This is a genomic window from Vibrio wakamikoensis (genome assembly GCF_050337275.1).
Classification (GTDB): domain Bacteria; phylum Pseudomonadota; class Gammaproteobacteria; order Enterobacterales; family Vibrionaceae; genus Vibrio; species Vibrio chaetopteri.
On the sequence record NZ_JAKJST010000023.1, the window covers coordinates 32524 to 57574 of the forward strand.

General features: G+C 45.9%; 23 protein-coding genes. 14 read left to right on the plus strand and 9 right to left on the minus strand.

Annotated features, from left to right (window positions below; genetic code table 11):
• Positions 1-3 precede the first annotated feature (3 nt).
• Positions 4-969, plus strand: a complete 966-nt coding sequence (gene dgcA / locus L4C42_RS13940; RefSeq protein WP_418642292.1) for an N-acetyl-D-Glu racemase DgcA — start codon at positions 4-6, stop codon at positions 967-969.
• A gap of 270 nt (positions 970-1239) precedes the next feature.
• Here dgcA and L4C42_RS13945 read toward each other — a convergent pair whose 3' ends face one another.
• The 4 genes from L4C42_RS13945 to L4C42_RS13960 form a co-directional block, all read right to left on the minus strand.
• A complete protein-coding gene (locus L4C42_RS13945; RefSeq protein ID WP_353498276.1) occupies positions 1240-1440 on the minus strand; it encodes a hypothetical protein in 201 nt (66 codons plus the stop codon).
• 1 nt (position 1441) lies between these two features.
• On the minus strand, positions 1442-1588 hold the full coding sequence (locus tag L4C42_RS13950; RefSeq protein WP_353498275.1) for a hypothetical protein: 147 nt from the start codon (positions 1586-1588) through the stop codon (positions 1442-1444).
• A 326-nt stretch (positions 1589-1914) separates the two neighbouring features.
• The gene (cspE, locus tag L4C42_RS13955) at positions 1915-2127 is read right to left on the minus strand and encodes a transcription antiterminator/RNA stability regulator CspE (protein ID WP_353498274.1); all 213 of its coding nucleotides are present in this window, start codon (positions 2125-2127) and stop codon (positions 1915-1917) included.
• Between the two features lie 440 nt (positions 2128-2567).
• A complete protein-coding gene (locus L4C42_RS13960) occupies positions 2568-3950 on the minus strand; it encodes an MATE family efflux transporter (protein ID WP_353498273.1) in 1383 nt (460 codons plus the stop codon).
• Positions 3951-4219: 269 nt separating this feature from the next.
• On the opposite strand from L4C42_RS13960, the gene L4C42_RS13965 reads away from it, so the two are divergent.
• A complete protein-coding gene (locus L4C42_RS13965; RefSeq protein ID WP_353498272.1) occupies positions 4220-5614 on the plus strand; it encodes a DEAD/DEAH box helicase in 1395 nt (464 codons plus the stop codon).
• Between the two features lie 91 nt (positions 5615-5705).
• Here L4C42_RS13965 and L4C42_RS13970 read toward each other — a convergent pair whose 3' ends face one another.
• Positions 5706-6341, minus strand: coding sequence for a murein L,D-transpeptidase catalytic domain family protein (locus L4C42_RS13970; RefSeq protein ID WP_353498271.1), 636 nt, complete (start codon positions 6339-6341; stop codon positions 5706-5708).
• A 285-nt stretch (positions 6342-6626) separates the two neighbouring features.
• A complete protein-coding gene (locus tag L4C42_RS13975; RefSeq protein WP_418641607.1) occupies positions 6627-8816 on the minus strand; it encodes a putative bifunctional diguanylate cyclase/phosphodiesterase in 2190 nt (729 codons plus the stop codon).
• A gap of 345 nt (positions 8817-9161) precedes the next feature.
• Between L4C42_RS13975 and L4C42_RS13980 the strand changes: the two genes are divergently transcribed.
• On the plus strand, positions 9162-10445 hold the full coding sequence (locus L4C42_RS13980; protein WP_353498269.1) for a DEAD/DEAH box helicase: 1284 nt from the start codon (positions 9162-9164) through the stop codon (positions 10443-10445).
• 128 nt (positions 10446-10573) lie between these two features.
• The gene (locus L4C42_RS13985) at positions 10574-11446 is read left to right on the plus strand and encodes an aspartoacylase (RefSeq protein ID WP_353498268.1); all 873 of its coding nucleotides are present in this window, start codon (positions 10574-10576) and stop codon (positions 11444-11446) included.
• A 68-nt stretch (positions 11447-11514) separates the two neighbouring features.
• On the opposite strand, the gene L4C42_RS13990 is transcribed toward L4C42_RS13985, so the two are convergent.
• From L4C42_RS13990 to L4C42_RS14000, 3 genes are read right to left on the minus strand one after another with little or no spacing between them, the layout of a single operon-like run.
• Entirely contained in the window at positions 11515-12522 is a 1008-nt protein-coding gene (locus L4C42_RS13990) for a CobW family GTP-binding protein (RefSeq protein ID WP_353498267.1), read from the minus strand.
• A complete protein-coding gene (locus L4C42_RS13995; RefSeq protein WP_353498266.1) occupies positions 12512-12868 on the minus strand; it encodes a DapH/DapD/GlmU-related protein in 357 nt (118 codons plus the stop codon). Before L4C42_RS13995 ends, L4C42_RS13990 begins: the two co-directional genes overlap by 11 nt.
• Positions 12869-12892: 24 nt before the next feature.
• The gene (locus L4C42_RS14000; protein ID WP_418641609.1) at positions 12893-14227 is read right to left on the minus strand and encodes a dihydroorotase; all 1335 of its coding nucleotides are present in this window, start codon (positions 14225-14227) and stop codon (positions 12893-12895) included.
• 174 nt (positions 14228-14401) lie between these two features.
• Between L4C42_RS14000 and L4C42_RS14005 the strand changes: the two genes are divergently transcribed.
• From L4C42_RS14005 to L4C42_RS14050, 10 genes are all read left to right on the plus strand, one after another.
• Positions 14402-15253: a hypothetical protein gene (locus L4C42_RS14005; RefSeq protein ID WP_429760897.1), complete on the plus strand. Its 852-nt coding sequence runs from the start codon at positions 14402-14404 to the stop codon at positions 15251-15253.
• A gap of 99 nt (positions 15254-15352) precedes the next feature.
• Complete coding sequence (locus L4C42_RS14010; RefSeq protein ID WP_429760899.1) at positions 15353-16300, plus strand: hypothetical protein; 948 nt, start codon at positions 15353-15355, stop codon at positions 16298-16300.
• Positions 16301-16404: 104 nt separating this feature from the next.
• Positions 16405-17406, plus strand: a complete 1002-nt coding sequence (locus L4C42_RS14015; protein ID WP_353498262.1) for a 5'/3'-nucleotidase SurE — start codon at positions 16405-16407, stop codon at positions 17404-17406.
• 9 nt (positions 17407-17415) lie between these two features.
• Complete coding sequence (locus L4C42_RS14020; RefSeq protein ID WP_353498261.1) at positions 17416-18051, plus strand: hypothetical protein; 636 nt, start codon at positions 17416-17418, stop codon at positions 18049-18051.
• Positions 18052-18260: 209 nt separating this feature from the next.
• Entirely contained in the window at positions 18261-19565 is a 1305-nt protein-coding gene (locus L4C42_RS14025; RefSeq protein WP_418641614.1) for an MATE family efflux transporter, read from the plus strand.
• A 202-nt stretch (positions 19566-19767) separates the two neighbouring features.
• Positions 19768-20523 (plus strand): ATP-binding cassette domain-containing protein, encoded by a 756-nt coding sequence (locus L4C42_RS14030; protein ID WP_353498259.1) that lies wholly within the window; start codon positions 19768-19770, stop codon positions 20521-20523.
• Positions 20523-21377, plus strand: a complete 855-nt coding sequence (locus tag L4C42_RS14035; protein WP_429760902.1) for an ABC transporter ATP-binding protein — start codon at positions 20523-20525, stop codon at positions 21375-21377. Before L4C42_RS14030 ends, L4C42_RS14035 begins: the two co-directional genes overlap by 1 nt.
• A 12-nt stretch (positions 21378-21389) precedes the next feature.
• Positions 21390-22895 carry an ABC transporter substrate-binding protein gene (locus tag L4C42_RS14040; protein ID WP_353498257.1) on the plus strand — a complete coding sequence of 502 codons (1506 nt, stop codon included), beginning with the start codon at positions 21390-21392 and terminating at the stop codon, positions 22893-22895.
• A 5-nt stretch (positions 22896-22900) separates the two neighbouring features.
• Positions 22901-24637: an ABC transporter permease subunit gene (locus L4C42_RS14045; protein ID WP_353498256.1), complete on the plus strand. Its 1737-nt coding sequence runs from the start codon at positions 22901-22903 to the stop codon at positions 24635-24637.
• Positions 24638-24749: 112 nt separating this feature from the next.
• Positions 24750-25004, plus strand: a complete 255-nt coding sequence (locus L4C42_RS14050) for a hypothetical protein (protein ID WP_353498255.1) — start codon at positions 24750-24752, stop codon at positions 25002-25004.
• Positions 25005-25051 lie beyond the last annotated feature (47 nt).

Genomic DNA, 25051 nt, shown 5'->3' on the forward strand with positions numbered 1-25051 from the left:
ATGCTGTCTATTAGCGCTCATCATCACTCTATTAAACTGGCAAAACCGTTTAGCATCTCTCGCGGTACGAGGACGCATGCAGAGCTAGTTCGTGTCACCTTGCGCTATCAAGACTTTGAAGCAGAGGGGGAATGTACTCCTTATCCAAGGTATGGTGAGTCTGTCGAATCTGTCATCGATCAAATAACCGAATTTGCTAAAGCGCTCACAGCAATGACGCCAAATGAAGCAAGGCTTAGTCTGCAATCTTTCCCAGCCGGTGCCGCGCGAAATGCTGTAGATTGTGCATTATGGGCTTTGGAAGCTCAACTTGCTGACAGTCACTTCCCTTCCCCATTATTTAGTATTGCACCAAGCATAGAAACAGCTATGACGGTATCGGTAGCAGAACTGACCAGCATGGCTGAGCAAGCGAAGGACTATGTGAGCCAAGGGGCAACTCTGCTCAAAGTGAAACTCGACGATCAAGCCGTCGTCGACAAGATCGCTGCGATCCGCGCAGTAGCACCAAACTCGAAGATAATCATAGACGCCAACGAAGCTTGGTCTCAGCTTGACCTTAGTACATTGTTTGCATCACTTAAGCCATTCAATATCACCATGATTGAACAACCGGTGCCAAGTGGCCAAGACCATCTACTCAAAGGGATTGAGCATCCTATTCCTTTGTGCGCCGATGAAAGCTGTCATACCCGAGAACAACTTTCCAACCTGGTTGATTGCTATGAAATGATCAATATTAAGCTCGATAAAACCGGCGGCCTTACCGAAGCGTTAGCACTCGAAAAAGATGCGCGTTTAGTAGGACTTAGTATTATGAGTGGCTGTATGCTTGGCTCGTCACTCGCCATGAAGGCCGCATTACCGATAGCGACCAATGCTGAAGTTGTTGACTTAGATGGTCCGGTGCTACTTGGGAGTGATGTGGAGAATGGTTTGACCTTTCGAGAAGGTCAGTTGAAGTTATGATTAAATAACAAAGCTGGAAACATAGTGTATCTATTAGAGTCGGTAGGTACATTATTTGAGCTTTACTTGCATACTAATTAAGAGACACATTCACTTGTTTGCAAGAGGTTATTCGGCACGCTTAGAAAGCATAACGGACTGCAATAGCAGTCCATTCCTGATTTTATACATCGCATAGAATAAGTGCCAAAGTAGTCCGAGTTCACACCTGCTTCCTTCAATCGCGCTTTAGGACTGATCGCTCTTTAGGACAGATTAAAAGAGAGCGATTTAATTTGCATTGATAAACCGTTCAGCACTAGCAAACAACTTATCGCAGATTCTTTTTTGCTTGTTATACTCAGGTGTACCTTCAACCAAAGAATCTAAAACTTCTTTCGCTGTTTGATATTCAGCGACCATATTGGAAAACTTCTCTTCAAAGCTGCTCTTGCGGTTTCTGTTACTTGATTTCTTTGCAGGTTTTCTCATTTTATAGATCCCATAATTTTTTTCGCTCACGTTCTATTAGAATACTCTCGATCTTTTTTCTTACTTCATGAATAGTATCTTTGCGAACTTCATTTTCATTATCATCGACAATTTCTTTTTTGACTTTACGAGCTGTTGTTTTTTTCAATGACTAATCTCCTTGATTTAAGAAATATAAAAATTCCCTAAGACCATATTTTGGGAGTTTAGTATTTTTCCTGTTTGTTCCAACTCACTACAAAAGAAATGCAAGTTTAAGTAATTGACATTCCCTCTGTGAGGAATATGACGTGTCAGAACGTCGTTATTAAGCTGACTATTGGTCGCAGACCAGGGTATGTTGTTGTGATAAAGATAGTAATTAACTTGATACTACTAGATTTTGCTCTTAAGTTGATTCTTATCGCGCAAAACATAGTACTAAGATAGAGATCTTTCCGTTACTAGAAAGTCGAAAAGATCTCATCAGAATTCTTACAGTGCAGTAACGTCTGCTGCCTGTGGACCTTTAGAACCCTGCTCAACGTTAAAGGAAACTTTTTGACCTTCCGTTAGTGTTTTAAAGCCGTCACTGGTAATTGCTCTAAAATGAACAAATACATCAGCACTGCCATTATCTGGTGCGATAAAGCCAAAGCCTTTTGTTTCGTTGAACCATTTTACTGAACCAGTTGTTTTATTTGACATGTATATCTCGATAGTTTAATTATTTTAGAAAGAGAGCTACTAAATAAGGAATGAAGAAAAAGGTATCGCAGGGCAGGATAGAGATGATGAATCAAATCGATAGAGAACTGAGAAAAGCTTGAACTAAATAAGTTATCAATAGCTCACTGTTTGAGCTGAGCTACACTATACACTGTATCAACCAAATAGATATACATTTCTTTGTATATTTTTTATTCTTTATAAATTATACAGTTAAATGCAAACACTCTATACCTTTATTGGGACATTCAACAATCTATCGGTACTGGAAGTCACAAAATGCTAACGATAGCGGGTTGGAACAGAAGCCTTCTTACAGAAAGTCGAACTCCTTACTATATAATGAAAGCCCTTGGTACGAAAAAGGCGCGATAAATAACTCTATCTATCGCGCCCAATTTCATTCTAGGTACAATCGTTTAAACACCATTTACCAACAGCGCATCACGCCGCTTTATCACCGTTCGTAAACGCAGCAACATGAGTAACGCAGCAAACGTCAATCCACTAAGTATACCCACCCAAAAGCCTTTCTCGCCCATGGCAGGTACTATGTGATCCGTCAGTCCTAACACTACACCGAGCGGCAGAGCTAAGCCCCAATAAGAAGCAATCGCCAAAATCATCGGAACCTTGGTATCTTTATAGCCACGCAGTGCTCCGTTGGCAGAGGTCTGCAGCGCATCACTAAACTGATACATAGCAGTGAATACTAGCAAGGTAGCCGCCGTCGCGCTCACCGCTGGGTCAGTGGTATAAAGACGAATAATCCAATCCGGGAACAGCAAGAACATCGCCACCGAACACAGTGACAACATTGCCGCGACCACGATACCGATTTTGCTTCGCTCCACTGCGCCAGCGTCATCTTTTGCACCTAAAGCGTGGCCAACACGAATGGTAATACCAAAAGAGATACTCATTGGAATCACATAGGTCATACTTGAAATGTTAAGCGCAATCTGTGCTGCTGCGACGTTTTCTGCGCCAATTCTACCAATCAAAAGTGCAATCACTGCGAAGATGCTGCCGCACACCGCAATGTTCATCCCAATAGGCAAACCTAGCTTTAATAGGTTGAAGATCTCAGCAAGCCTTAGCTTTACATCGCTAAAGCGAATGATGGTTTTAAAATGGTGATGACCACGAATGTATGAGTACAGCAGCGCAGACATCAACCAATACACCAAACTGGTCGCCCAGCCACAACCTACAGCGCCCAGTTCAGGGAAGCCAAACTTACCGTAAATAAGCACATAGTTAACAGGAATGTTTACTAATAGGCCAATCACAGAAATGATCATTGGCGCCTTGGTATTGTTCATACCTTCACAAAAGCCGTTTAAGGTATAAAACAGCGCAATCCCGGGCACGCCGAACGCCAATGCGTAAGCGTAATCACTGGCAATAGGAATGATTTCCGATGCCACACCAATCCACTCTAGGATCGGTTTTGCGCTAACCAAATAGGCAATCAACAAAGCACTTGAAGTGAGCGCCAGCCATACCATTTGGAAGAACTCGATAGAGATACTATCAAAATCACGAGCACCTCGATGAAACGCCACCACTGGCGTTAAAGCCATAATAACGCCGCGTAGCAGAAGAAGTACCGGGATCCACAAGCTTGCTCCCAGAGCAATCGCGGCAAGATCAGCCGCACTGACTTGGCCAGCCATGGTTGTATCAACAAAACCCATTGCCTGAGTAGCAAGCTGGGTAAGAATAATAGGAACCGACAGGTTCATAAGAGCACCCGATTCACGGGTAAAGCGATTTAAAGGACGCATTGTCGTTTGCATGGGAAAGTTCTAACACCAATATAAATGCACCAATGGAGGCGGGATGGCGAGTGTGCATTTTAGGGTGTGCCTGTCTAAGGCGGCGACAATATAAACACCTTAGCGGGTAAATTCAATACTGCTTTGGGCCTAAATCGCTGAAATAATGCAACCAAAATTGTATTGAACTTCATCACAAAACCACGCAGAATAGCCCGCCTTGCCCTATTCTTGGGTTTACGGCACGTCACGGCGATCTGCCCTCCTCTTTTCTTAAACTGAGTATCACTATGAGTTTTGATTCTTTAGGTCTTTCCCAACCTATTCTGCGCGCGATTAAAGAATTAGGTTACGAGAAAGCATCGCCCATCCAAGAGCAAGCTATTCCTGCCGTCATTGAAGGCAAAGATGTCATGGCAGCCGCTCAAACGGGCACTGGCAAAACCGCTGGCTTTGCTCTACCACTGATTCAAAATCTCGACAACGGTACTCGCGTCATGAGTAACCACATTCGCGCGCTGATTTTAACGCCGACTCGCGAGCTGGCAGCACAGGTTCACGAGAGCGTATTCAAATACAGCGTTCATCTACCACTGACTTCTCAGTGTGTATACGGTGGCGTAAAAATTAACCCACAGATGATGAAGCTCCGCAAAGGTTGCGATGTTATGGTGGCAACACCAGGTCGCCTGTTGGATTTGTATCAGCAAAACGCCATCAAGTTTTCTCAATTGGAAGTACTGGTACTCGATGAAGCCGATAGAATGCTGGACATGGGGTTTTATCGTGACATTAAAAAGATTCTCGACCTATTACCTGAAAAGCGTCAGAACCTACTATTCTCAGCCACCTTCTCAAACGAGATCCGTGACCTAGCCAAAGGCCTAGTCAACGATCCGGTAGAAGTGTCAGTGACGCCACCAAACTCAACCACAGCATTAGTTGAGCAAAGTATTTACCTTGCTGATAAAAAGCAAAAGCCCGCGATGCTTGCCAAGCTTATCCACGATGGTGACTGGAAGCAGGTGCTGGTATTTAGCCGAACTAAGCATGGTGCCAACCGTCTTGCTCGTTACCTAGAAGGCCAAGACATTACAGCTATGGCAATACACGGGAACAAGAGCCAAAGTGCTCGCACGACCGCGCTGGCTAACTTTAAAAGTGGTGAAGTCCGCGTATTGGTCGCCACCGATATCGCCGCGCGCGGTCTGGACATCCCTCAGCTGCCACAGGTGGTCAACTTCGACTTGCCAAACGTATCTGAAGACTACGTGCACCGTATCGGTCGTACTGGCCGTGCTGGTGAAACGGGTAACGCTTACTCACTGGTTTGTGCAGACGAAGCGAAAGAGCTGTTTTCTATCGAGCGTTTGATTGGTAAGTTGCTGCCAAGACATGAACTGGAGGGCTTCAAACCCGTTCATGAACTGCCGGAATCAAAACTCGATACTCGCCCAATCAAAGCGAAAAAACCTAAGAAGCCGAAAAAGCCACAGCCGCAGAAGGCACAAGGTCAGCAAAAGCAAGGCAACGGCGCAGCTTCAAAGGAAAACAAAGGTTCAGACAAGCCACGCAAGCCAAGAAGTTTCAAGCGCAAGCCAAATAGTGGTGGTGAACAAGCAGCGAACAAGTCTCGCAAACCAAGACCAAATCGCTCCCGCCCTAATAAAGCGAAACCAAGTTAATTTACCAAATACAAAAAAGGCTCACGATATATGTGAGCCTTTTTCTTACTAATCAATTAACTAAGCTATTCAAACTCAGCTATTTATTATATTAAGCACTCGCGTAAATAACGCTTCCGCCTTTGATAGTATCGATAATTTGTCGCGACAAATGCTCAGGCAATGCCGGGCAGCCCCAACTGCGCCCTAGATAGCCATTCTGCTTAAGAAACGACTCATTCGCGTAATCTGCGCCATGAACAACAATGTAACGCTCTCGAGCATTATCGTTGATACCTTTCGTCAATCCATCCAAGCGTAAAGAGTAGCCGTTCGAGCCATAGTAAGTCGAATCGGTTAAAAAGGTGCCTAAAGATGTCTTGCGAGAGTTAATAATATTAGAGAACTTAGTCGCTGTTTTCTCACCACTGTTCACGCCATGAGAGACATAAGTGTTAAACACTAACGATTTCTTATCCATATCAATGACAAAAAAGCGTTTTTCCGTCGATGGTTTTGAATAGTCGATGATGGTCAACAACGACTTACTGCGGTTGGTGGTTTTCTCATAAGCAAGGTACGCATCCTTAAATAATTGAAAATCAACCACTCCGTCGAGTTGTGCACTGCTATAAATACGTTTAATCGTACCTGATTCTAATTTTACTTCGCTACGTGCGCTGTGGGAAAACAGTACAACGGCCGTCAATGCCAACACCCACAACGGCGAAAAAATACTTTTTACCATTATTACAACAAGTTAAGCTAAGTTAAATTTAAATACTGGACGTCACTGTCCTGACAAGTTGCCAATAATAGCCTAACTATTCGGCAATTAGAATCGTATTTACCGATTTTTACATCATTATTTGAATACGATCGTGAAATAAACAAACTCTATGAAACCAATGCTTTTAACATCAATAAGTTGCCACAACCAAATAAACAACTTTGCTTAGTGAACACAGTTAAATACTCACTCAGTTTCATTTTTACTTACTATCGAATAAACGCCAAAAACTATGTGATGCACTCAATGCCGAGTCTTCAATAACTTCTGCAACTCACTCAATGGCATAGGTTTATAGTGTAGAAAGCCTTGTGATAAATCACAACCATTACTCTTAAGCCATTCAAATTGCTCATTATTTTCAACCCCTTCAGCCACACATCGACAGCCTAACGAGTTTGAGAGCTGGATCAAAGCATGATAAATATCCTGCGAGCGCTTACTTTGTAGCAAAGTATCGGCAAAGGTTTTGTCTATTTTAATCTCATCTATTGGGAAATCAGTAAGATAGCTCATTGAAGAAAAGCCCGTTCCAAAATCATCTAATGAAATACTGACACCGATATCTTTTAACTTCAGCAACTTATTTAATGTTTCTTCTCTATCTTCAACTAATAATGTTTCCGTGATCTCCAGTGTTATATGTTGCGGGTGACTATTTTTTATCAATTCAGTCAATGAGTTAAAAAATGTTGCGCTAGCAAAATCCGCTGGCGAGATATTAATTGAGCATGGGATCATCTTTAGTCCACTTTGTGACAAGGTGTCTAAAGATTGCGTCACGTTTTCTATTACCCAGCGGGTAAAATGGTGAATCATCCCACTACGCTCGGCGATAGGAATAAATTCTGCCGGTGAAAGTTGCCCAAATTCCTTATTCGTCCAACGCATAAGTGCCTCAACACTCACCACTTCTCCGGTACTCATTGAGACCTGCGGCATAAAGTATAGCTGTAGCTCCTGATTCTGGAGTGCCATATAGAGCTGCTTCTTGATGCGAAACTCGCGACTAAACTTGTTCAATAGCTCAGGATCACAGTACTCAAATGTTCCTTTACCCACGGCTTTTGCTTTGTACATCGCTGCATCCGCGTGTTTGAGCAAACTATTCAGCTCTTGACCGTCTTCTGGGTAGTTGACAATGCCGATAGAAATTGAGGTCGCAATGGCATTTCGATCAAGCTGAAAAGGACGCGTAATCACATCGATAACTTGCTGTGCTTTACTTTGTGTCAGGCTGGCATCCGCATCGATTAAAAACAAGATAAACTCATCACCACCAATACGAAACAGGCGATCGCTACGACGAGTAATCCCATTAATTCGACGTGTGAGGTACTTGAGAATTTTGTCGCCGGCATCATGGCCATAGGTGTCATTGATAAGCTTAAAGCCATCAATATCAATAAACAGCAGTGCAAAGCTACTTGGAGTGCCTTTACTTTGACTGTCTTGAATCAACTGACTTGAGAATTTTCGCATCGCTAAGCGGTTGCCGCATCCGGTTAATGTGTCGTAATACGCAAGTTTCTCGATGCGCTTTTCTCGGCGTCTGGATTCTGTCATATCTTGAAATACAACAATATAGTTACTTGGTTTGTCCGCATGCTTTGGATACGCACTGATGTTTACCCATTGAAGATAGCGCACCCTTTCTTTTGACATTGACTGGAGCTCGCCTTCCCAATAATGATCCCTAGCAAGATGTTTGAGCTGTTCTCGACCAAAATAGCTTTTCTCATCAGAGTCAAAAAACAAGCTCACATGCTGGCCTATGACCTCGGCAGATTGGTAACCGGAAATGTCGCTAAAAGCTCGGTTAACAAAAGTGATCACGTGCTCTTTGTCGGTAATAATAATGGCTTGGTTACCCTCACTAAATACCTGCATCGCAAGCTCAATGTCACGACGATTCGCGATTTTTTGGGTTTCATCGGAAACAATAAAGCCGCTGCCATACAGCTCGCCTCCCACTGTTAATGGAAAGCGGCACACCCGCACATTTCCCGAGCCACTAAGACCTTTTGCCAAATTGTAGGCAGAGCTTGGGGTTCGCAAATCAAAGTTACGCACGCCAAAGCCATCTGCTTGTCTAACTGAAACACTGTAGTCTCGAATAAACTTTTCTATTGGGGCTGGTAACGAGGAAAGGATCTGTTCGAAAGCAAGATCGCTAGAAAGTGCGAACAAGCTAGCAAGGTGATCCGAGTACCACACCAACTCGCCACTTTTATCCATCACGATAAGGCCATCGCTACAGTGGTTGAGCAGAGGTTGAACGATGTCATCGAGATATGCCGGACATCGTCGTTGAAACGCGCTATTCAAGTTCGCTTGTACTTTGCAACTCTCATCTTCGCTATCCAAGTGCTGCTCTAACTGCTGCTTTAGATGGAGCGCGTGCCCATGGTGACCGGCTTTCATCACTGACATCCCCTATCCGATGGTAAAACTCTTGTATCTATAGGTAGTTAACAAAGACGGACTTAGTTATCTGTGGCACCTTTAGTAGACACTATTCGAGTTCACTTTCGAATCAGTATAGGAGTCTTGTTGTAAGAGCCCAGTCGAGACTAATACTCAAGGTTTAAAGTAGCAAAATTGAGACATACCCTTAGGTATTAGCTAGGCTCATTCCCTCGATCATGAAAAGATCCGAAATTAGTCGCCACATAGCGCGAGATTTCCCTTATAATCAGCGGCCATCTTGACCATGACGCTCTAAACTTACTCTGTTGTGGTCAAGAGAACACGGTCATCTGCTTTTAGGAACATAGAATGTCATTTTCATCACAAGGTTTTTCACCAGAGATAGCACAAGCCCTCACTGAGTGCGGCTATGAAAAACTCACCCCTGTTCAGCAACAGGCGATCCCTCATGCACGTCGCGGACACGATATCCTTGCTCATGCACAAACGGGAACGGGTAAAACGGCTGCATTCTCTTTGCCAATCATCCAGCAATTGCTGGATGCACCAAAGCAAGTTGGCCGTGCGACTACTCGCGCACTGATTCTGGCGCCAACGCGCGAGCTTGTTGATCAGATTGCCAACAATATTGCTGACTATACTAAGTATGTTGACCTAAAGGTCACTGCTGTTTACGGCGGTGCAAAAATGTCATCTCAAGAGCGCAAGCTTGAGAACGGTACTGATGTGTTGGTAGCAACCCCAGGCCGCCTGATTGAGCACATTGAACTTGGTAATCTCAACCTCGCAAACCTTGAGTTCCTCGTTTTCGATGAAGCAGACCGCATGCTGGATATGGGCTTCATCGGCGCTATCCGCACTATCATGAGCGGCATCGCGGAGCATCCGCAAACCATGCTGTTCTCTGCAACCTCTTCAGCGCAAATGAATGCGTTAGCACAAGATCTTCTTCGCAAGCCGAAGCGCATTATTGTAAACGAAGAAAACTCAACCGCAGCGACGGTTTTCCACGTGGTTTACCCTGTTGATGAAGAGCGCAAGCTAGAGCTACTTTCGGAACTTATTGGCCGTAAAAACTGGCAGCAAGTTTTAGTATTCGTAAACTACAAAGAAACCGCAAACGACGTCGTTAAGGAGCTTAAGCTTGATGGCATCAAGGCGGTTCTTTGCCACGGTGATAAAGCACAAAGCTCACGCCGCCGTGCACTAGAAGAATTTAAGTCGGGCAAAGCACGTGTCATGGTCGCGACAGAAGTTGCAGCGCGCGGTCTTGATATCCAAGGTCTACCGCACGTAGTGAACTACGACATGCCATTCCTTGCCGAAGATTACGTTCACCGCATCGGTCGTACTGGCCGTGCTGGACAACAAGGCCATGCTGTTTCTTTTGTAAGTCGTGATGAAGAGCTAACGCTGGTTCAGGTTGAAAACCTCATTCAGCAGCGTATCAAACGTATCCAACTTGCTGGCTACGAGCCAAAAAGCCGTGATGCCCTGCTGACAAAGATGCACAGCAAGCCTGCTTATAAAGATCGCCAAGGTCGTAAGAACAATCCTCAGCAAGAGCAAAGCTCTGCAGAGCGCCGTCTCAAGATGATGCGTGCAATCCGCAATAAATCTAAAGGCGAGTAAAAACGCTAAACTGTTCTAAGAACGCCGCTTACGTGTACGTCAGCGGCGTTTTTTTATTATTACTAAGCCAACTCTAGATTTTATTTAAAATGTTATGTTATAACAATTCAAATTTGGTAGATCTAAATATGGCTCCCCCCTCAATTAATCAGGTACTACTTGTTGCTGGCACACATGGCAACGAGCTTTCAGGTCTTTACTTACAAAAACTCATTCGGGATGGCGTATATCAAGCCGACCGATCAACATTTCAGGTCAAAAGCACGGTCGCTAACCCTCTTGCAGTGAAGAAAAATACTCGCTTTGTCGACATAGACTTGAATCGTGCCTTCTCTGCTGCGGATTTAACATCGGATGCCAACGAAAAACGATTGGCCGCTGAGTTTGTTAAGCAACACGCTGGCAATGAAAATCAATTGATTATTGACCTACACAACACCACCAGCAATATGGGCGCAACCCTGATTCTACTTTCCAGCGACCCTTACTACACAAAGATGGGCGCCTACATCAAACAGCGCATGCCTGAAGCGAATATCCTGTTTGAAGATCGTAAGTCTTGGCAAGACCAGCCTTATTTGTGTACGACTGGTCAGCATGGATTAATGCTTGAAGTCGGCGCGCAAGCTCATGGCTCCCTCAAGTACGAAACGCTTGAGCTAATGAAGAATTTACTCACCGCAGTACTCGACTACATAGAAAACACAAACTTAAACCATACAGTTAAGCTCAGCGACTATGAGGCTTATGGATATATTGAAGAGGTCATGTTTCCACTCGATATCGATGGAATGCGCCTTGCGACCGTCCACCCAACGCTTTGTGGCCGTGACTTTGTCGCCGTCGAACCGGGCGAACCTATTCTAGCAACCTTCCTTGGCTACGATATGCACTGGCAAGGTGAAGAAACCGTCTATCCCCACTTCATCAATGAGAGTGCTTATTGTCAGAGCAATATTGCGATGGCGATGGCAGAGAAACGCATCGTCCGTGTGAGCTAGACATCAAACAGGCGGGACTAAAGTCCCGCCTGTTTACTTAAGTACAGAGTGATTGAGATATAAGACTGCTAAACACTGGTGACACAAGCAAGGAGTCGCTGTTCGATGCTCTCATCAAGCTTATGAGCAATGAACTCAATTCGACTTTCGGCACAATCATCCAGCTCCATTTCGGTTATCCCGTCTGATGTCAGGTTGTAACCAAAAATTCCCATATTGGTAATAAACACCGCCTTCATACGCTCGACATCCAAGTCTAAGAGCAGCAGCGCTAGTTTTTGGCGGTCAAACACTTTGTCTGGTGCAAATCGCCAGCCAACACTCTTAAATCCTTCCCCTTCATTCTCTGCCTTGATCAGACCGCTCTCCGGCATCGGCAATTCAGACGCAAGCGGTTTTGAAGAATGATGATGATGGTGATGATGGTGATGCTGATCGTTCGCGAGTGTTGCTCCTTCAAAGGCCGAAAACGGAATATTGCCATGTTCTGCAAATATCAGTTGAGCCTCAGGATGGCCTACCTTCTCTACATAGTTTTTCAGTGATTGCTTCTCGTCGGCTTGGTACAAGTCAATTTTGCTACCTACGACGATATCCGCAATGGCTATTTGCTGATTGAATGTTGCGTGGTCTGTGTAGCGCGTATCAGAAAGCTTTCTAGCATCAACCAACGTCAGTGTCTTTTGCAGCGATAACACTTTTCGGTAATGTTCAGAGGACAGCACTTCGAGTACTTCTTTGGGATGCCCAAGCCCTGTCGGCTCAATAAGTAAACGATCAGGTTTGGCCTCGTGCAATAGCTGGTTAAGCGCAATTTGCATTGGAAGTCCCGCTGCACAGCACATACAGCCGCCAGGCACTTCGCGAATAAAGACCTGCTCGGCCTCACCAGATTGTCCTTGCACTAAGCTGCCATCGACACCGATCTCTCCAAACTCATTCACAAGGACAGCCCAGCGCTCATCTGCAGGTTTATTCTTGAGTAGATGTAAGATTGCCGATGTTTTGCCGACACCAAGAAAGCCGGTGATGATGTTCGTTGGTACGCTTTCAATAACCGTGCTCTCAGAGCTCATTTGCGATTCTCCTATAACCTTGCACTAACGTGTGGTTCGCTGACACAACAGACTCTGAAAAAGCGGAGTACTTTGGTGGTACTTTTGAAATGCTGTTGAGATCAAAGTCAGCGCCAATGTTCGTCATTGGCGGAACATGGAAGTCGTTAGGCAAGTCTAGTCCATCAATAACGCAGTTGTGGCGAATGACGCAGCCTTTACCAATCACGGTATCAAATACGACGGAGTTGAAGCCGATAAACACATTGTCCTCTATGACAACTTTCCCACAGATGATCGCGGTAGGATCAACAAAGGCATTTTCGGATACGACAGGCATATGACCAGTTGGGTTTTTTCTTAACATTTTGGTGCCTCTACAACTTCAGGATTAGCGGCTAAACGACAGCGGCATAGCATTGGAATCTACGAGCAGTGGTTGGGTGTCGTCAAATACTATTTGACCATTTACCCAGGTACGCTTAATGCGAGATGCGAAAGAGTGCCCAGCAAAGGGTGACCAGCCACAATGGTAGAAGCTGTTTTCGTGTGTCACTGGTGTGACTGAATCACAATCAATCAAGACAAGGTCAGCGTAGTAACCTTCACGAATAAACCCTCGGTTCTCGACTCCGTAACGAATGGCAGGGTTATGCGCCGTCTTTTCGACCACGTCACTCACACTCAATCGACCGTAATGGACGTGATCCATAAGTGTAAGCAGTGCGTGCTGCATCAATGGCAAACCCGCTGGTGCTTTGTCGTATTCAACTTGCTTCTCTTCAAACGTATGTGGGGCATGGTCAGTTGCAATAATATCGATTTGACCCGCCTTAATCGCTTCAATAATCGCATCACGATCACTTTGATATTTGACCGCTGGATTACACTTAATGAGGTTACCCTTCTCAGCATAGTCTAGATTGGTAAACCACAAATGATGCACACAAGCCTCAGCGGTAATGTTCTTTCCGGCAACAGGACCAGCCTCAAACAAGCTCAACTCTTTTTCTGTCGTGATATGCAGAACATGCAGCTGACTTTGATGTTTCTTCGCCAGATCGACCGCATAAGATGAAGAGGCATAACATGCTTTGTCATCACGCAGTAAAGGATGATCGTCAATGGTGAATTCAGAGTGAGTCTTAAGCAAACGAGCTTTGTTCTCAGCGATCACTGCGCCACTTTCACAGTGCGTTACGATCAATACAGGAGAATCACGAAAAATCTTGTCTAACGCTTCCGGATGCTCCACTAAGAGATCACCTGTTGATGCCCCCATAAAGACTTTCACGCCGCAGTGTTTGCTAGGATCCAGTCTTTTGATTTGCTCCAAATTATCTTCTGTCGCACCAAGATAGAAGGCATAGTTGGCGGCAGAATTTTTTGCAGCGATAGCGTATTTCTGCTCAAGCGCTTCAATGGTTGTAGTCGAAGGGCTAACGTTGGGCATCTCCATATAACTTGTGATACCACCAGCGACTGCAGCCAATGACTCCGTTGCAATCGAGCCTTTATGAGTGAGCCCTGGCTCTCTAAAATGTACCTGGTCATCAATCATGCCAGGCATCAAGTAGGCCCCTTTTGCGTCAATCACTAGCTCGTTAGGCAGAGCACTAAGATTTGCTGCAACCTGCTCGATGCGTTGTCCTTTGATACGCACGTACGTCTCTCGAACTTCGCCTTCGTTGACGACTTTTGCGTTGATGATTAGCGTTGATGACATGGGGTTACTTAATCTCCTTTGTAAGTTCTATTTATCTCACTCGAGATAATTTAGGGCAATGTTATAACATAACATTTTTGCTGCGCAATCTTTACTAAAGGAGAGTTAGCACTACCCTAGTCACTCAAGCGTAACATTGGTCGCGTACGATTCTTTGATTATCAAGGAAGGACTATGCTCAACAACTCCCGTTTTATAATGGTGCTATGGACAGCCCTAATCGCATTATCATCGATTGGCATTTTGCTGGTCATGCCATATTCACTTGTGACAAGCGCACCACTTAATCTCAATCAACTCAGCTGTAATGTCATCAAGCCAATAGGCGACCAAACGTTTCGCATCTACACACCGTCAGACTGGCAAGCCAACGAACTGACGACTTTTTTTTGCGAATCTGTGCTTATAGGCAGCGACTATGCTCATGTAGAACTATCCTGGAAACCACGCGAGAATATTTCCTCTGACGACATCCTCTCTCAGCAGTTTGATATGTTATTTAGTCGACCGCGAGTACTAAACGGCTTGCTACCTGATCATGAAACATTTTATCAGCAAGGTTTAATTCTCCCCCCATACACCGTCTATCTATACGCTCATATCCCCATCAATAGATTGTCGGCGGCCACCTTATACAAAAGAAACATAGGTCTTCTCGATGATAAGCGCAGCCAGTCTGGATTTTTGATTCCGGAAGTAGAACTCAGAAAACGCGGCGTCACATTAGATAACACCAACACACACTGGTTTCATCACCGCAATGATCTTATCAACGCGTTCACCTCAAAGAGCGTCGATTTTATCCCAGCGATCGGTATTGAGCCTGAACTTACGGGATGGCCTGAAGGACAACGTATAGAATTGAAGACCATCCCTTCAGCGGGCAGTTGGTACATTTCCAACGCGGTTCCTAACTCCATCAAATGTGCTGCCAGCGTATCCCTACTCACGAAGATGAGGCAATCAAAGCCAATGCACCAGCTGTTAGATAACACCCACATCAACATTGACAACTGCACCCAATAAAAAGAAGACCTAAAGATCATGTCCTTTGCCTCCGTCTCCCAAAAGCAAAAAGCGCTAGTACTATCGACTTGTCTCGGCGTAGCTGTTTTGGGTGCTTTGATGTACCTATATGACTTCGCGTTACATTTTGCTATCCAAACCTTGCTTGCTCAGCATTTACCAGTTGCTCTAAATGATGCGCTTGTGAACAGCTACGACGTCACACAGCTGTTAGTGCATTCTGAATCCGTATTGAAGCGTTGGATTGAGTCTTTTCGTTTATTTTCAGTGTTTGGTTCGCCTATTATTAACAACATCGAAATTTTAGAGATATCTCTAACTGCAGCCACGTCGCAATATTCGGCGGATCTTCTCTTTAAACTGGGGGATGAGCATTACGCTTTGAACTGGATAATCTCCTCGCCAATCTCAAACCTATCTTTATCCATAATGATTGCTATCAGCGCACTGTGTACAGCTAGTACCTATTGCGTTTTGCATTCATCAGCAACCAAGCGCACCAAACTAGATCCTGCTACAACGGGGCATGAATATGATGTCGAGTTGGAGCCATTGCCAAGCCAAAAAGATTCGCTCTCGATAGAGACTGCAGCCGATAGTCAGTCTGAACCCAGTAACACGCAATCGGTGCCTACTTCGTTACTAACCATCAACTTGCTCGAACGGTCAATCAGTTTAGATGGCCACACACTGCTGATGCCTAAAACACCTTTTTTCTATTACTACTGGTATGTAAAAAGGAGCATCGACGACCTTCCTGCCTACATCAATCCTTCAATCTCAAAGCCCGATATTGACAAGGGTCGAGAACTGGCGCAAATCATGCGCTGTTTTGGTGGGCATGCCAGAGCAATTAATGAGCTTGAGCTGCACGGATTAAAAGCTAAAACGCTCGATCAAAACCGAAACAAAATTAAAGATGAGATGTTGGCGTACTTTGGTGAATTAGCGAATCCCTATCTGTTCCAAAAGAGCCGTGACCCAAAGACAGGTCGCTATCAACATCAACTAAACAAGGATATTTTTATCATAAAAACAAATACTTAAACTTAGAGACATCTCTAACCACTAAGCAATCTCGTTTTAACATAACCGTCATCAATCCCTTCTAGCTTAACTATCAACTTTTCAAGCACACAAAGGGAAATACTATGAACACCAAGTTTGCTGCGTTGACATTGGCAATCGGTTTAGGGATCTGTGCTCAAGCAAACGCACTGAATATTGTTTTAACTAACGATGACAGCTGGTCCACGACCAATATTCAGACTCTTCATACGACACTTAAAGCAGCGGGACACGACGTGATTATGTCGGCGCCATGCACAGGACAAAGTGGCAAAGGTGGAGCTATCCACTTTATGAAAGAAGTATCGGTTGACCGAACTCAACTCGACAAAGACCAAGTTTGTGTGGGTGATACTGACACAACCGTCGCTTTCGAAGACTACACAGAAGGCACACCAACAATGGCTGCGCTGTATGGTATCGATGTCTACGCTATGGAGCGTTGGGGCAAGCAGCCTGACCTCGTTATCTCTGGCCCTAATGAAGGCAACAACGTGGGTTACTCAACCAACATGTCGGGTACGCTTGGTGCAACTAATGCCTCTATTGCACGTGGCATCCCTGCGATTGCTGTAAGCGCTTACGATGGCGAAGCCAGCAAAGCACAAGACGTTGCAAACATCGTTGTTGAGCTTCTTGATCAACTTGTTGAAAAGACAGCAGACGGCGCACCACTATTGCCTAAGTTCACTGGTCTCAACGTTAACATTCCTGAAGATCCAGCGAATCATCGCGGATTCAAACACACCCAAGTGGGTTGGAACGCAGGCCACGACAACATGATTGTCAAGTTCACCGACGACCTAGCCTCAAGCGACATGTTTATGGGTTACGTCGCAATAGAAATGATGAAACATGACCCAAGTCTGACGATGGACGAAGCCATGGCTATCGCCAGAAGCATGTATAAAGACAAAGCAGGCATCAGCATGGATTCAGACGCGAACTACGCTGATCAGTCAGAAAACAGTGAAGGCATTGCTGTTGGCCAAGGATATGTCACCATCAGTGCGATTCAAGCTAACGTTCAGGGTTCTGTAGCTAAGTCAGAGTGGGTTCGCTACAAGCTAAACGAACTGTTTTAAGGAGTCGGCATGAAAAAGCTATTACTACTGAGTGCTGCGACCGCGGTTTTAGCAGGCTGTAACGACAGTTCAGATTCAAGCTCTGCAATGAGCCAAGGTGACTTTGTTTCTACCTACCAGGGTCAATACGTAGGTAGCCAACTGATAGATTCAGAGCCAATGCACTTGGGGCTTACTGTCAACGAAGGCGCATTTTACCTGACCGTGACCGACGCTAATGAATCATCAACCGTCTACACCGGCGACTACAGTGAACAGTCTGGTAAGCTAAGCTTCAATCAAGGTGAGATCCAATGTGAGTTAAACGGTGTGTATCACTGTGAATCGGGATCAGATAGTGTTGAGTTACGAACTCACGCTCCAACTGATTGGATCGCTATTGAAGAGCTAAGTGGCACATACCGCAATTCAGAAGAGTCTAGGCTCACAATTGTGCAATCTGGTGAGCAGATTTATGTTGAGCTAGCGAATTGCATGCAAGCCGGCCAGAAAATGGGTGCCAACGAGGTCAAATTTGAAGCTGGTTTTTGTTTTGACCAAGAGGTATTAGTCATGATTGAACCTCAGACGCTTGAAACGGATGGCGACACACTCAAAGTAACCTCATCCAACCCACTTTTAGGCGGCTACTGGTTTAAAGGTTAGTCGCCCCCCTAACATACTGAGTACCATCGCAAATACCGTCTCAGGTCGACATCTGGGGCGGTATTCTCTTTGCTGGCTTTCTAACCTTTCAATCAATATCCACAATTCTTTTGGTGACACTGCTCACGGAACCGACTATCATCCTCTAACGCAAATCATTCTCATTGCCATCAATAAGTGCTATCGCTGGCCACTCGCTACTATCTATTATGACTATCTCTCACAAAGACTATTACAAGATTGCCCTGCCCTTTATTATCTCTACCGTCACTCAGCCACTGCTTGGCGCGGTAGACACTGCCGTCATCGGCCAGTTAGGCATTGCTGAGCTTATTGCCGGCGTTGCCGTCGGTACGGTAATTATGAATACCTTGTATTGGTTGTTTGGCTTCTTTCGCGTCAGCACGACGGGTCAAAGTGCGATGGCTCTTGGAAGAGGTGATCAAAGTCTTCTGGCAAGCAGCCTGATGAGACCGTTTGTACTCGCAGCCTCAGTTGGCCTGGTGTTTATTGTCCTGCAATCTTTGCTCTGGCAAGGTGCTCTCTGGATTATTGAACCCGAAGCCGATGTGGCGCAGCAAGCTGAGATCTACTTTTCTATTCTTATCTTTGGCGCCCCGTTTGTCCTGCTCAACTACACGGTGATCGGTTGGTTGATGGGTCAAGCGAAAGCGAAAGAAACACTTTATACCCAAGTCTTTGGCAACGTTCTTAATATCGTGCTTGATGCTGTATTTGTATTGTATTTTGACCTTGGCGTCGCCGGGGTTGCCTATGCAAGTTTAATCGCTCAAATAGTGATGTTTGCCATCGGTATGAGTTTGGTTCTGAGAACTTCAGGGGTATCGTTGTCATCGCTCATGTCAGCATCAAAGATGAGCAAAAGCGATCTTGCGACCATCGTCTCATCAAATACAGATCTACTGCTGCGCACGATTTGCTTGCTCACCTTCTTCAACATGATGGCACGAACGGGCGCTCAGCTTGGTACCGACACTCTCGCGACTAACGCCATCCTGATGCAGATAACCTTTATCGTCAGCTACCTTTTTGACGGCGTGGCGAATGCATCGAGTGTCTTCGCAGGAAAAGCAGTCGGTGAAAAAAATCCATCCATGCTTGATCGCGTTTTGAGGCTCAACTTTCAATGGACTGCTGGCTTAATTATTCTGCTCACACTCGTCATCGCTCTATTTCAGACTCAATGGGTTTACCTATTTACAAGCCTAGAGACCATCGTCGACTTGTATCAGGAAATGACGCCATGGCTACTAATGTTCCCTCTAGTGGCAGGTTTCGGCTTGACCGTGTACGGCATCTTTACGGGTACAGGAACGACAAGGCCTGTCAGAGACTCAAGTATCGCGACACTAATTGTGTTTCTTGTCGTGCAAGCACTTAGCGTGGATTTATGGGGAAATCATGGACTTTGGCTCGCCTTTACCCTGTTCTATTGTGGTCGTATTGCTTTCTTGTATCCGTTCATAGCTCAAGTCAAAAAGAAGTGTATATAGGTAGAGACAGACAACGCTATCCATACACTAAAAAAATAACTAAAACACATTGATAAAAGCGCTCATTAAGAGCGCTTTTAAATTAGTCATTTGAGCTAATTAATATCGATAAGATACAAAATTGGCGCTCTTTCACACTTCTCAGTGAACGAGGGGAATGATACCATTGTTACGTTATAACATAAGCTATCAGAGCCATTCCGTGACCCCCTCAATCCTTACTGTCAATCAGCTTTCAATCCAGTCAAAAGAACGTGTCTTGTTCCAAGACATTCAGTTCGACATCAACGCGGGAGAAATGCTTGCAGTAATGGGACCATCTGGTATCGGTAAGTCAATGTTATCAAAGGCAATTGCTGGCTTTACTCCAGACTCGATGTCGGTTTCAGGCGATATCTTCTTAGCGGGTACCAACGTCAGTAATGTGTCCCTGATAGAGCGAGCACCAGAGCAGCGTCCAGCGTTTATTTTTCAAGATGCTCTGCAGGCTCTAAACCCTTTGGTGGCGGTCGAGGCTCAGCTGACACTGGCACATACAGGTTGGCGTACCAAGCCTAAAGCAAACGAGCTAAGCTCTATCGTCGCGCTACTTAAGCGACTTGGCTTTTCTGATCCTTCTGCAATCCTCAAGCTTTACCCAAGCCAGTTATCCGGAGGTCAGAGACAACGAATCTGCATCGCGATCGGACTGCTAAGTAAAGCATCTCTATTAATTGCAGACGAACCAACCAGTGCGCTTGATCCGGTTACGGAACAAGAGATCCTAACTCTAATCCGCGAAAGTGTTCGAAATGCCAACATGGCAGGTATCCTGATCACCCACGATCTCCACAGTGCATTAGAGTGCGACAAAATGGTGGTTATTGATGAAGGCCGAGTTATCGCTTACGGCGAACCCCGCCACGCACTTGAATGTAGTTCACATGATTTTTGCAAAGCTTTAAGGGGATTGATCTGATGCAAGCCATTTCTTCTCAGCAAACCTTTCGAGCAGAAAGCGCAGAAGCATCAGGCGTGCTGTTTGAGCATGTAGGCGTGCATCATTACTCAGTGCCTAGGTGGTTGGGCGGTAAGCCTTTTAGAGCACTAGATCAGGTCTCGCTAAAGATTGCTGAGCGCAGCGTTGCGATTGTCGGCCCTTCTGGTGCGGGCAAGTCCACTATGATTGAGCTCTTATTTGGGTTACGCGCTCCACAAGAAGGTCGCATCACGGTGTTGGGACACACTCTGCCTATCGCCTCTAGCAATGAGCGGCTTGCGCTTTGTAAGCAGATCCAGCTGATCCCGCAGGAGCCACATACTAGCCTCAACCCTTATTACACCGTTGCTCAAGTGTTGATTGAACCGCTGGAAAGTCTGGGTATTGAGGGCAATCATCAGCAAAAAGCACAGAGAGCACTGGAAGAGGTTGGGCTTCGACCTGAACTAATCGCTCTAACACCAAGCCAGCTCTCCACAGGTCAGGCACAGCGTGTCGCGATTGCTAGAGCGCTTATTGTAGAGCCAGAGGTGCTGGTTGCCGATGAACCTACCAGCAGCCTTGATCCCGTTAACCGCCAGCGACTTATTGATCTACTCAACACGCTCAAACAACAAAGAGCACTCAAACTCATTTTAGTCACACACGACCTCGACGCAGCCAATGCATTGTGCGATGACATAGTCGTCTTAGATCAAGGGAAAATCGTGGAACATGATGAGGCAGATCGCATCATGACCTCCCCGACTCACCCAACAACCAAGGCGTTAATCCACGCCCAATCGCTATCTTCAGCGATAAATAAACACAACACTAACTCACAAACACAATAGAGAACACTCACCATGCGTTTCCATTCCATTAAACTAGCATGTGCGCTTGCTTTAGCTTTGCCATTGACAGGCTGTTTTGATTCTAAAGAAGAAGCTCAAAATACAGCAGCCGACACAGCGGCAAAATCAGAGATTCGTGTTGCTATGATGCAGCCACCGCGTACTGGTCTATCGCCACTTTCAGACGATGCTTTCAAGCTATCTCGCTGGAGCACGGCGGAAACGCTTATCAACCTAACGCCGAAATCAGAAGCAGAGCCAATGCTCGCTACGGTATGGGAACAAGTCGATCCATTAACTTGGCACTTTACCATTCGTGAAGGCGTTAAATTCCACGACGGTTCAACGCTAGATGCTAATGCAGTCGTAAACTCACTTCAAAAGGCGCTCGATGCTGCGCCCAAGCCGCGTATTCTTGACGGTATCGACCTTGAAGTGACCGCATTGGATGCAAGCCACGTTGAGATCAAAACGACCTTCAACGACCCACTGCTCCCAAGCCGACTATCCAGCCCTCAGTTGGCGATTCTGGCTACCAGCGCATATCAAGATAACGGCCGCGTCATCCCAACAGGTGCAGGTACTGGTCCATTCGAACTAGTAGAAATCAACGGCACCACCAGCGCAAAACTAGAGCGTTTTGATGGCTACTGGGGTGAGAAAGCTAAGATTGAAACCGTTATCGCAGAATACGTACCAAACGGCTTTGCTCGCGCAGCAGCACTTCGCACAGGTACAGCTGATGTTGTAGAAGCCGTACCCGTTTCCCAAATCGCGACACTAGATGAAAACCTGTTGCACGAAGTAGCGATGCCGCGCACCAACACGCTTTACCTCAACAACAAGTCTGAGGTATTTAGCCAGCTTGAGCTTCGTAAGGTGGCAGCTTCAGCGGTTGATCGTGAACAGATCATTCGTACCGTTTACGAAAACCACGCTGATATCGCAGAAGGCTTGCTAGGTCCTGCTCTCGCTTGGGCTGCACCAATCCGTCCAGAAGCAGCAGCTCTAGAAGAAGGTAAAAAAGCCAACGGTGAGAAAATCGTTATCGGTACCTTTACCGACCGTGCAGAGCTACCAGAAGTTGCAGCACTACTTAAGCAGCAACTAGAAGTAGCAGGCTTCCAGGTTGAGCTTGATATCCGTGAATACGCACAAATTGAAAACGATGCACTTTCTGGCAAGTTTGATGCGTTCATCCTGTCACGTGCGACCGTACTAGATTCGGGTGACCCAGTGGCATACATGCAGAGCGACTTCGGCTGTGAAGGCTCATTCAACCTAGGTCAATTCTGTTCAGAGACCGTAGATGAAGCACTGACTCACGCAGACCTTCAGCCTCTTGGTGAACAGCGTCAAAAGGCGATCATTACTGCTGAGCAAAAAATTCTTGGTGAGTTCGCTGCGATCCCACTGCTGCACGAGCGTGTGGTTCAAGGTGAAAGTGAGCGTGTAACGGATGCGGTTCGCGATCCAAGCGAGCGTCGTCTAATCAACGCACAAACCAAGGTTAACTAAACCCAATGATGCCTGCTGGTGCCCATAGACTATCGTTAAACGCAATCGCCCCATGGCTATCGCGTTTGGCGTCACTTATTGTCGTTGTTATTCTTGTCGGTTTAATGCCGGATATTGCCGGCATCGACCCAAGCCAATCTATCCTTCGAGCACGTGCTGGTCAGCAACATATGCTGACGCCTGAAGCACTTGCGGCGGTTAGAGAGGACCTTCAACTCGATCGTTCTGCCACAGAAAGGCTAATTGATTGGTTGGGTGATGCCCTTCAGGGCGACTTAGGTGTGTCTTGGATAGATGGCACATCAGTGTCAGATGGCATTCAGCAGACATTGTCTACCTCACTTTTCCTAATGTCACTCGCACTCGGGCTGACATTTTTTCTGTGCGGACTTGGTTTACTGCATACGCTCTATCGATGGAAGGCCAACAAACTCGCTCAAACTCACAACAGTTTGAGTACGGTACTGATATCGCTGCCAGAGTATGTCATCGCCTCGGTACTAATACTGGTTTTCTCCATCTGGCTGGGTCTATTTCCACCTTATGGTTGGCAGAGCTGGCAAGATATCTGGCTGCCAAGCCTCGCTCTGGCATTGCCTGCCAGTGGTTTGTTTAGCCGACTCCTCAGAGACAGCTTGCAACGCGTTCTTAACGAGCCTTGGGTCATTACTTGGCTGAGTGCGAATGTGAGCCCAAACCAAATCCTAAGATTTGCCGTTAAACGCGCCATTAGCAGCCTCATTCCTCAGATTTCGATGATCATGATAGGTCTAACTGGCGGCGCGGTAGCGGTAGAACAGATTTTTTCGATTCCAGGTATTGGCCGACTCATTCTTGGCGCAGCTAAGGCGCAAGATTTACCGATGCTACAAGGTGGGCTTCTAGTACTGCTACTGATCTCCATCTTTATTAGTAGTGTTGGGCTACTCATACAACAATGGATTCTTGGGCAGAGTTTAAAAAGTGGCAAATTGATCAGCAGCCACACAACATTTTCGTTTACTTCGAGTAAGGGCAAACGCCTCACAGCCTACTCTATTTTTGCCGTTCTATTTCTGGTTGTCTTTTGGTCGCTAATTCACGACCCATATACTAGCCAATACGTTAGATTGGCAGCACCAAGCCTTGAAGCGCCGCTCGGCGCCGACGGTATCGGCCGAGACTTAATGGCTCGCATTGGTGCAGGCATGCTATCGACATTCAAAGAAGGTTTTATCGCGACCTTACTCAGCTTATTTGTTGGCATCATCCTGGGTTTCAACACCAGAATAAGCCAAGGTCTTATCGAGATTACTAAGGGCGTCCCTTACATTATTGCCGGTCTGTTGGTTGCGGGTGTAACCGGGATGCACCCGAGTAGCGCAATGATCGCCATCGTCTTTGTTTCTTGGGCACCGCTCGCTGCACATTGCTCAAGCCTAATTGCGGAGGCCAGAGCCCAGCCCTATACCCACTTAGCCCCAATCTGGGGAACGGGTTCCGTCAAGGTGCTAAGGCATTACATTCTGCCTTACGTTATGCCACCACTACTAAGGCACGCATTACTAAGATTGCCAGTGATTACCTTAAGCCTTACGGCGCTGAGCTTTATTGGTCTGGGTGCCAAGCCTCCTTCACCAGAGTGGGGCTTGATGATTGCCGAGAACTTACCCTATATCGAGCGAGCACCAATGGGTGTGATGGGACCCATAGCGGGTCTTGTTATGATGGGTGTTGCCATCAATTTGTTGTTTGATGATTAAGCTGTCCATGATCCGAATCAAGGTAAAACGCGTGCAACAAGATTAACATCTCGCAACACGAAATTTTGAGATCATTAAGATCTAACATCGCTCTCAATATAAAAGCCTAATAATGAACAATAACAACACTCACCTTACCCTCGAAATGATCGACGGTGCGATCGCTAAAGTCGAATCAGCAAACCACGTTTCCCTAGAAGGTTTGAAAACGCTTCTCAGCCTGCAGCCGGAGCAAACTGTGGAAATGTTTGGAGCGATGCGTGCTCTTGAGTCAATCGACGATAGATATAAGCAGTTGATGACCAAGTATCCGCAGCTACTGGACAATGCCCAGCACGTTTTGGAAACCTCCATTCTGCTTGGATAAGTTGACCAAAATATAGATTCAGCGCGCCACACTCTCTTAATTGGCGC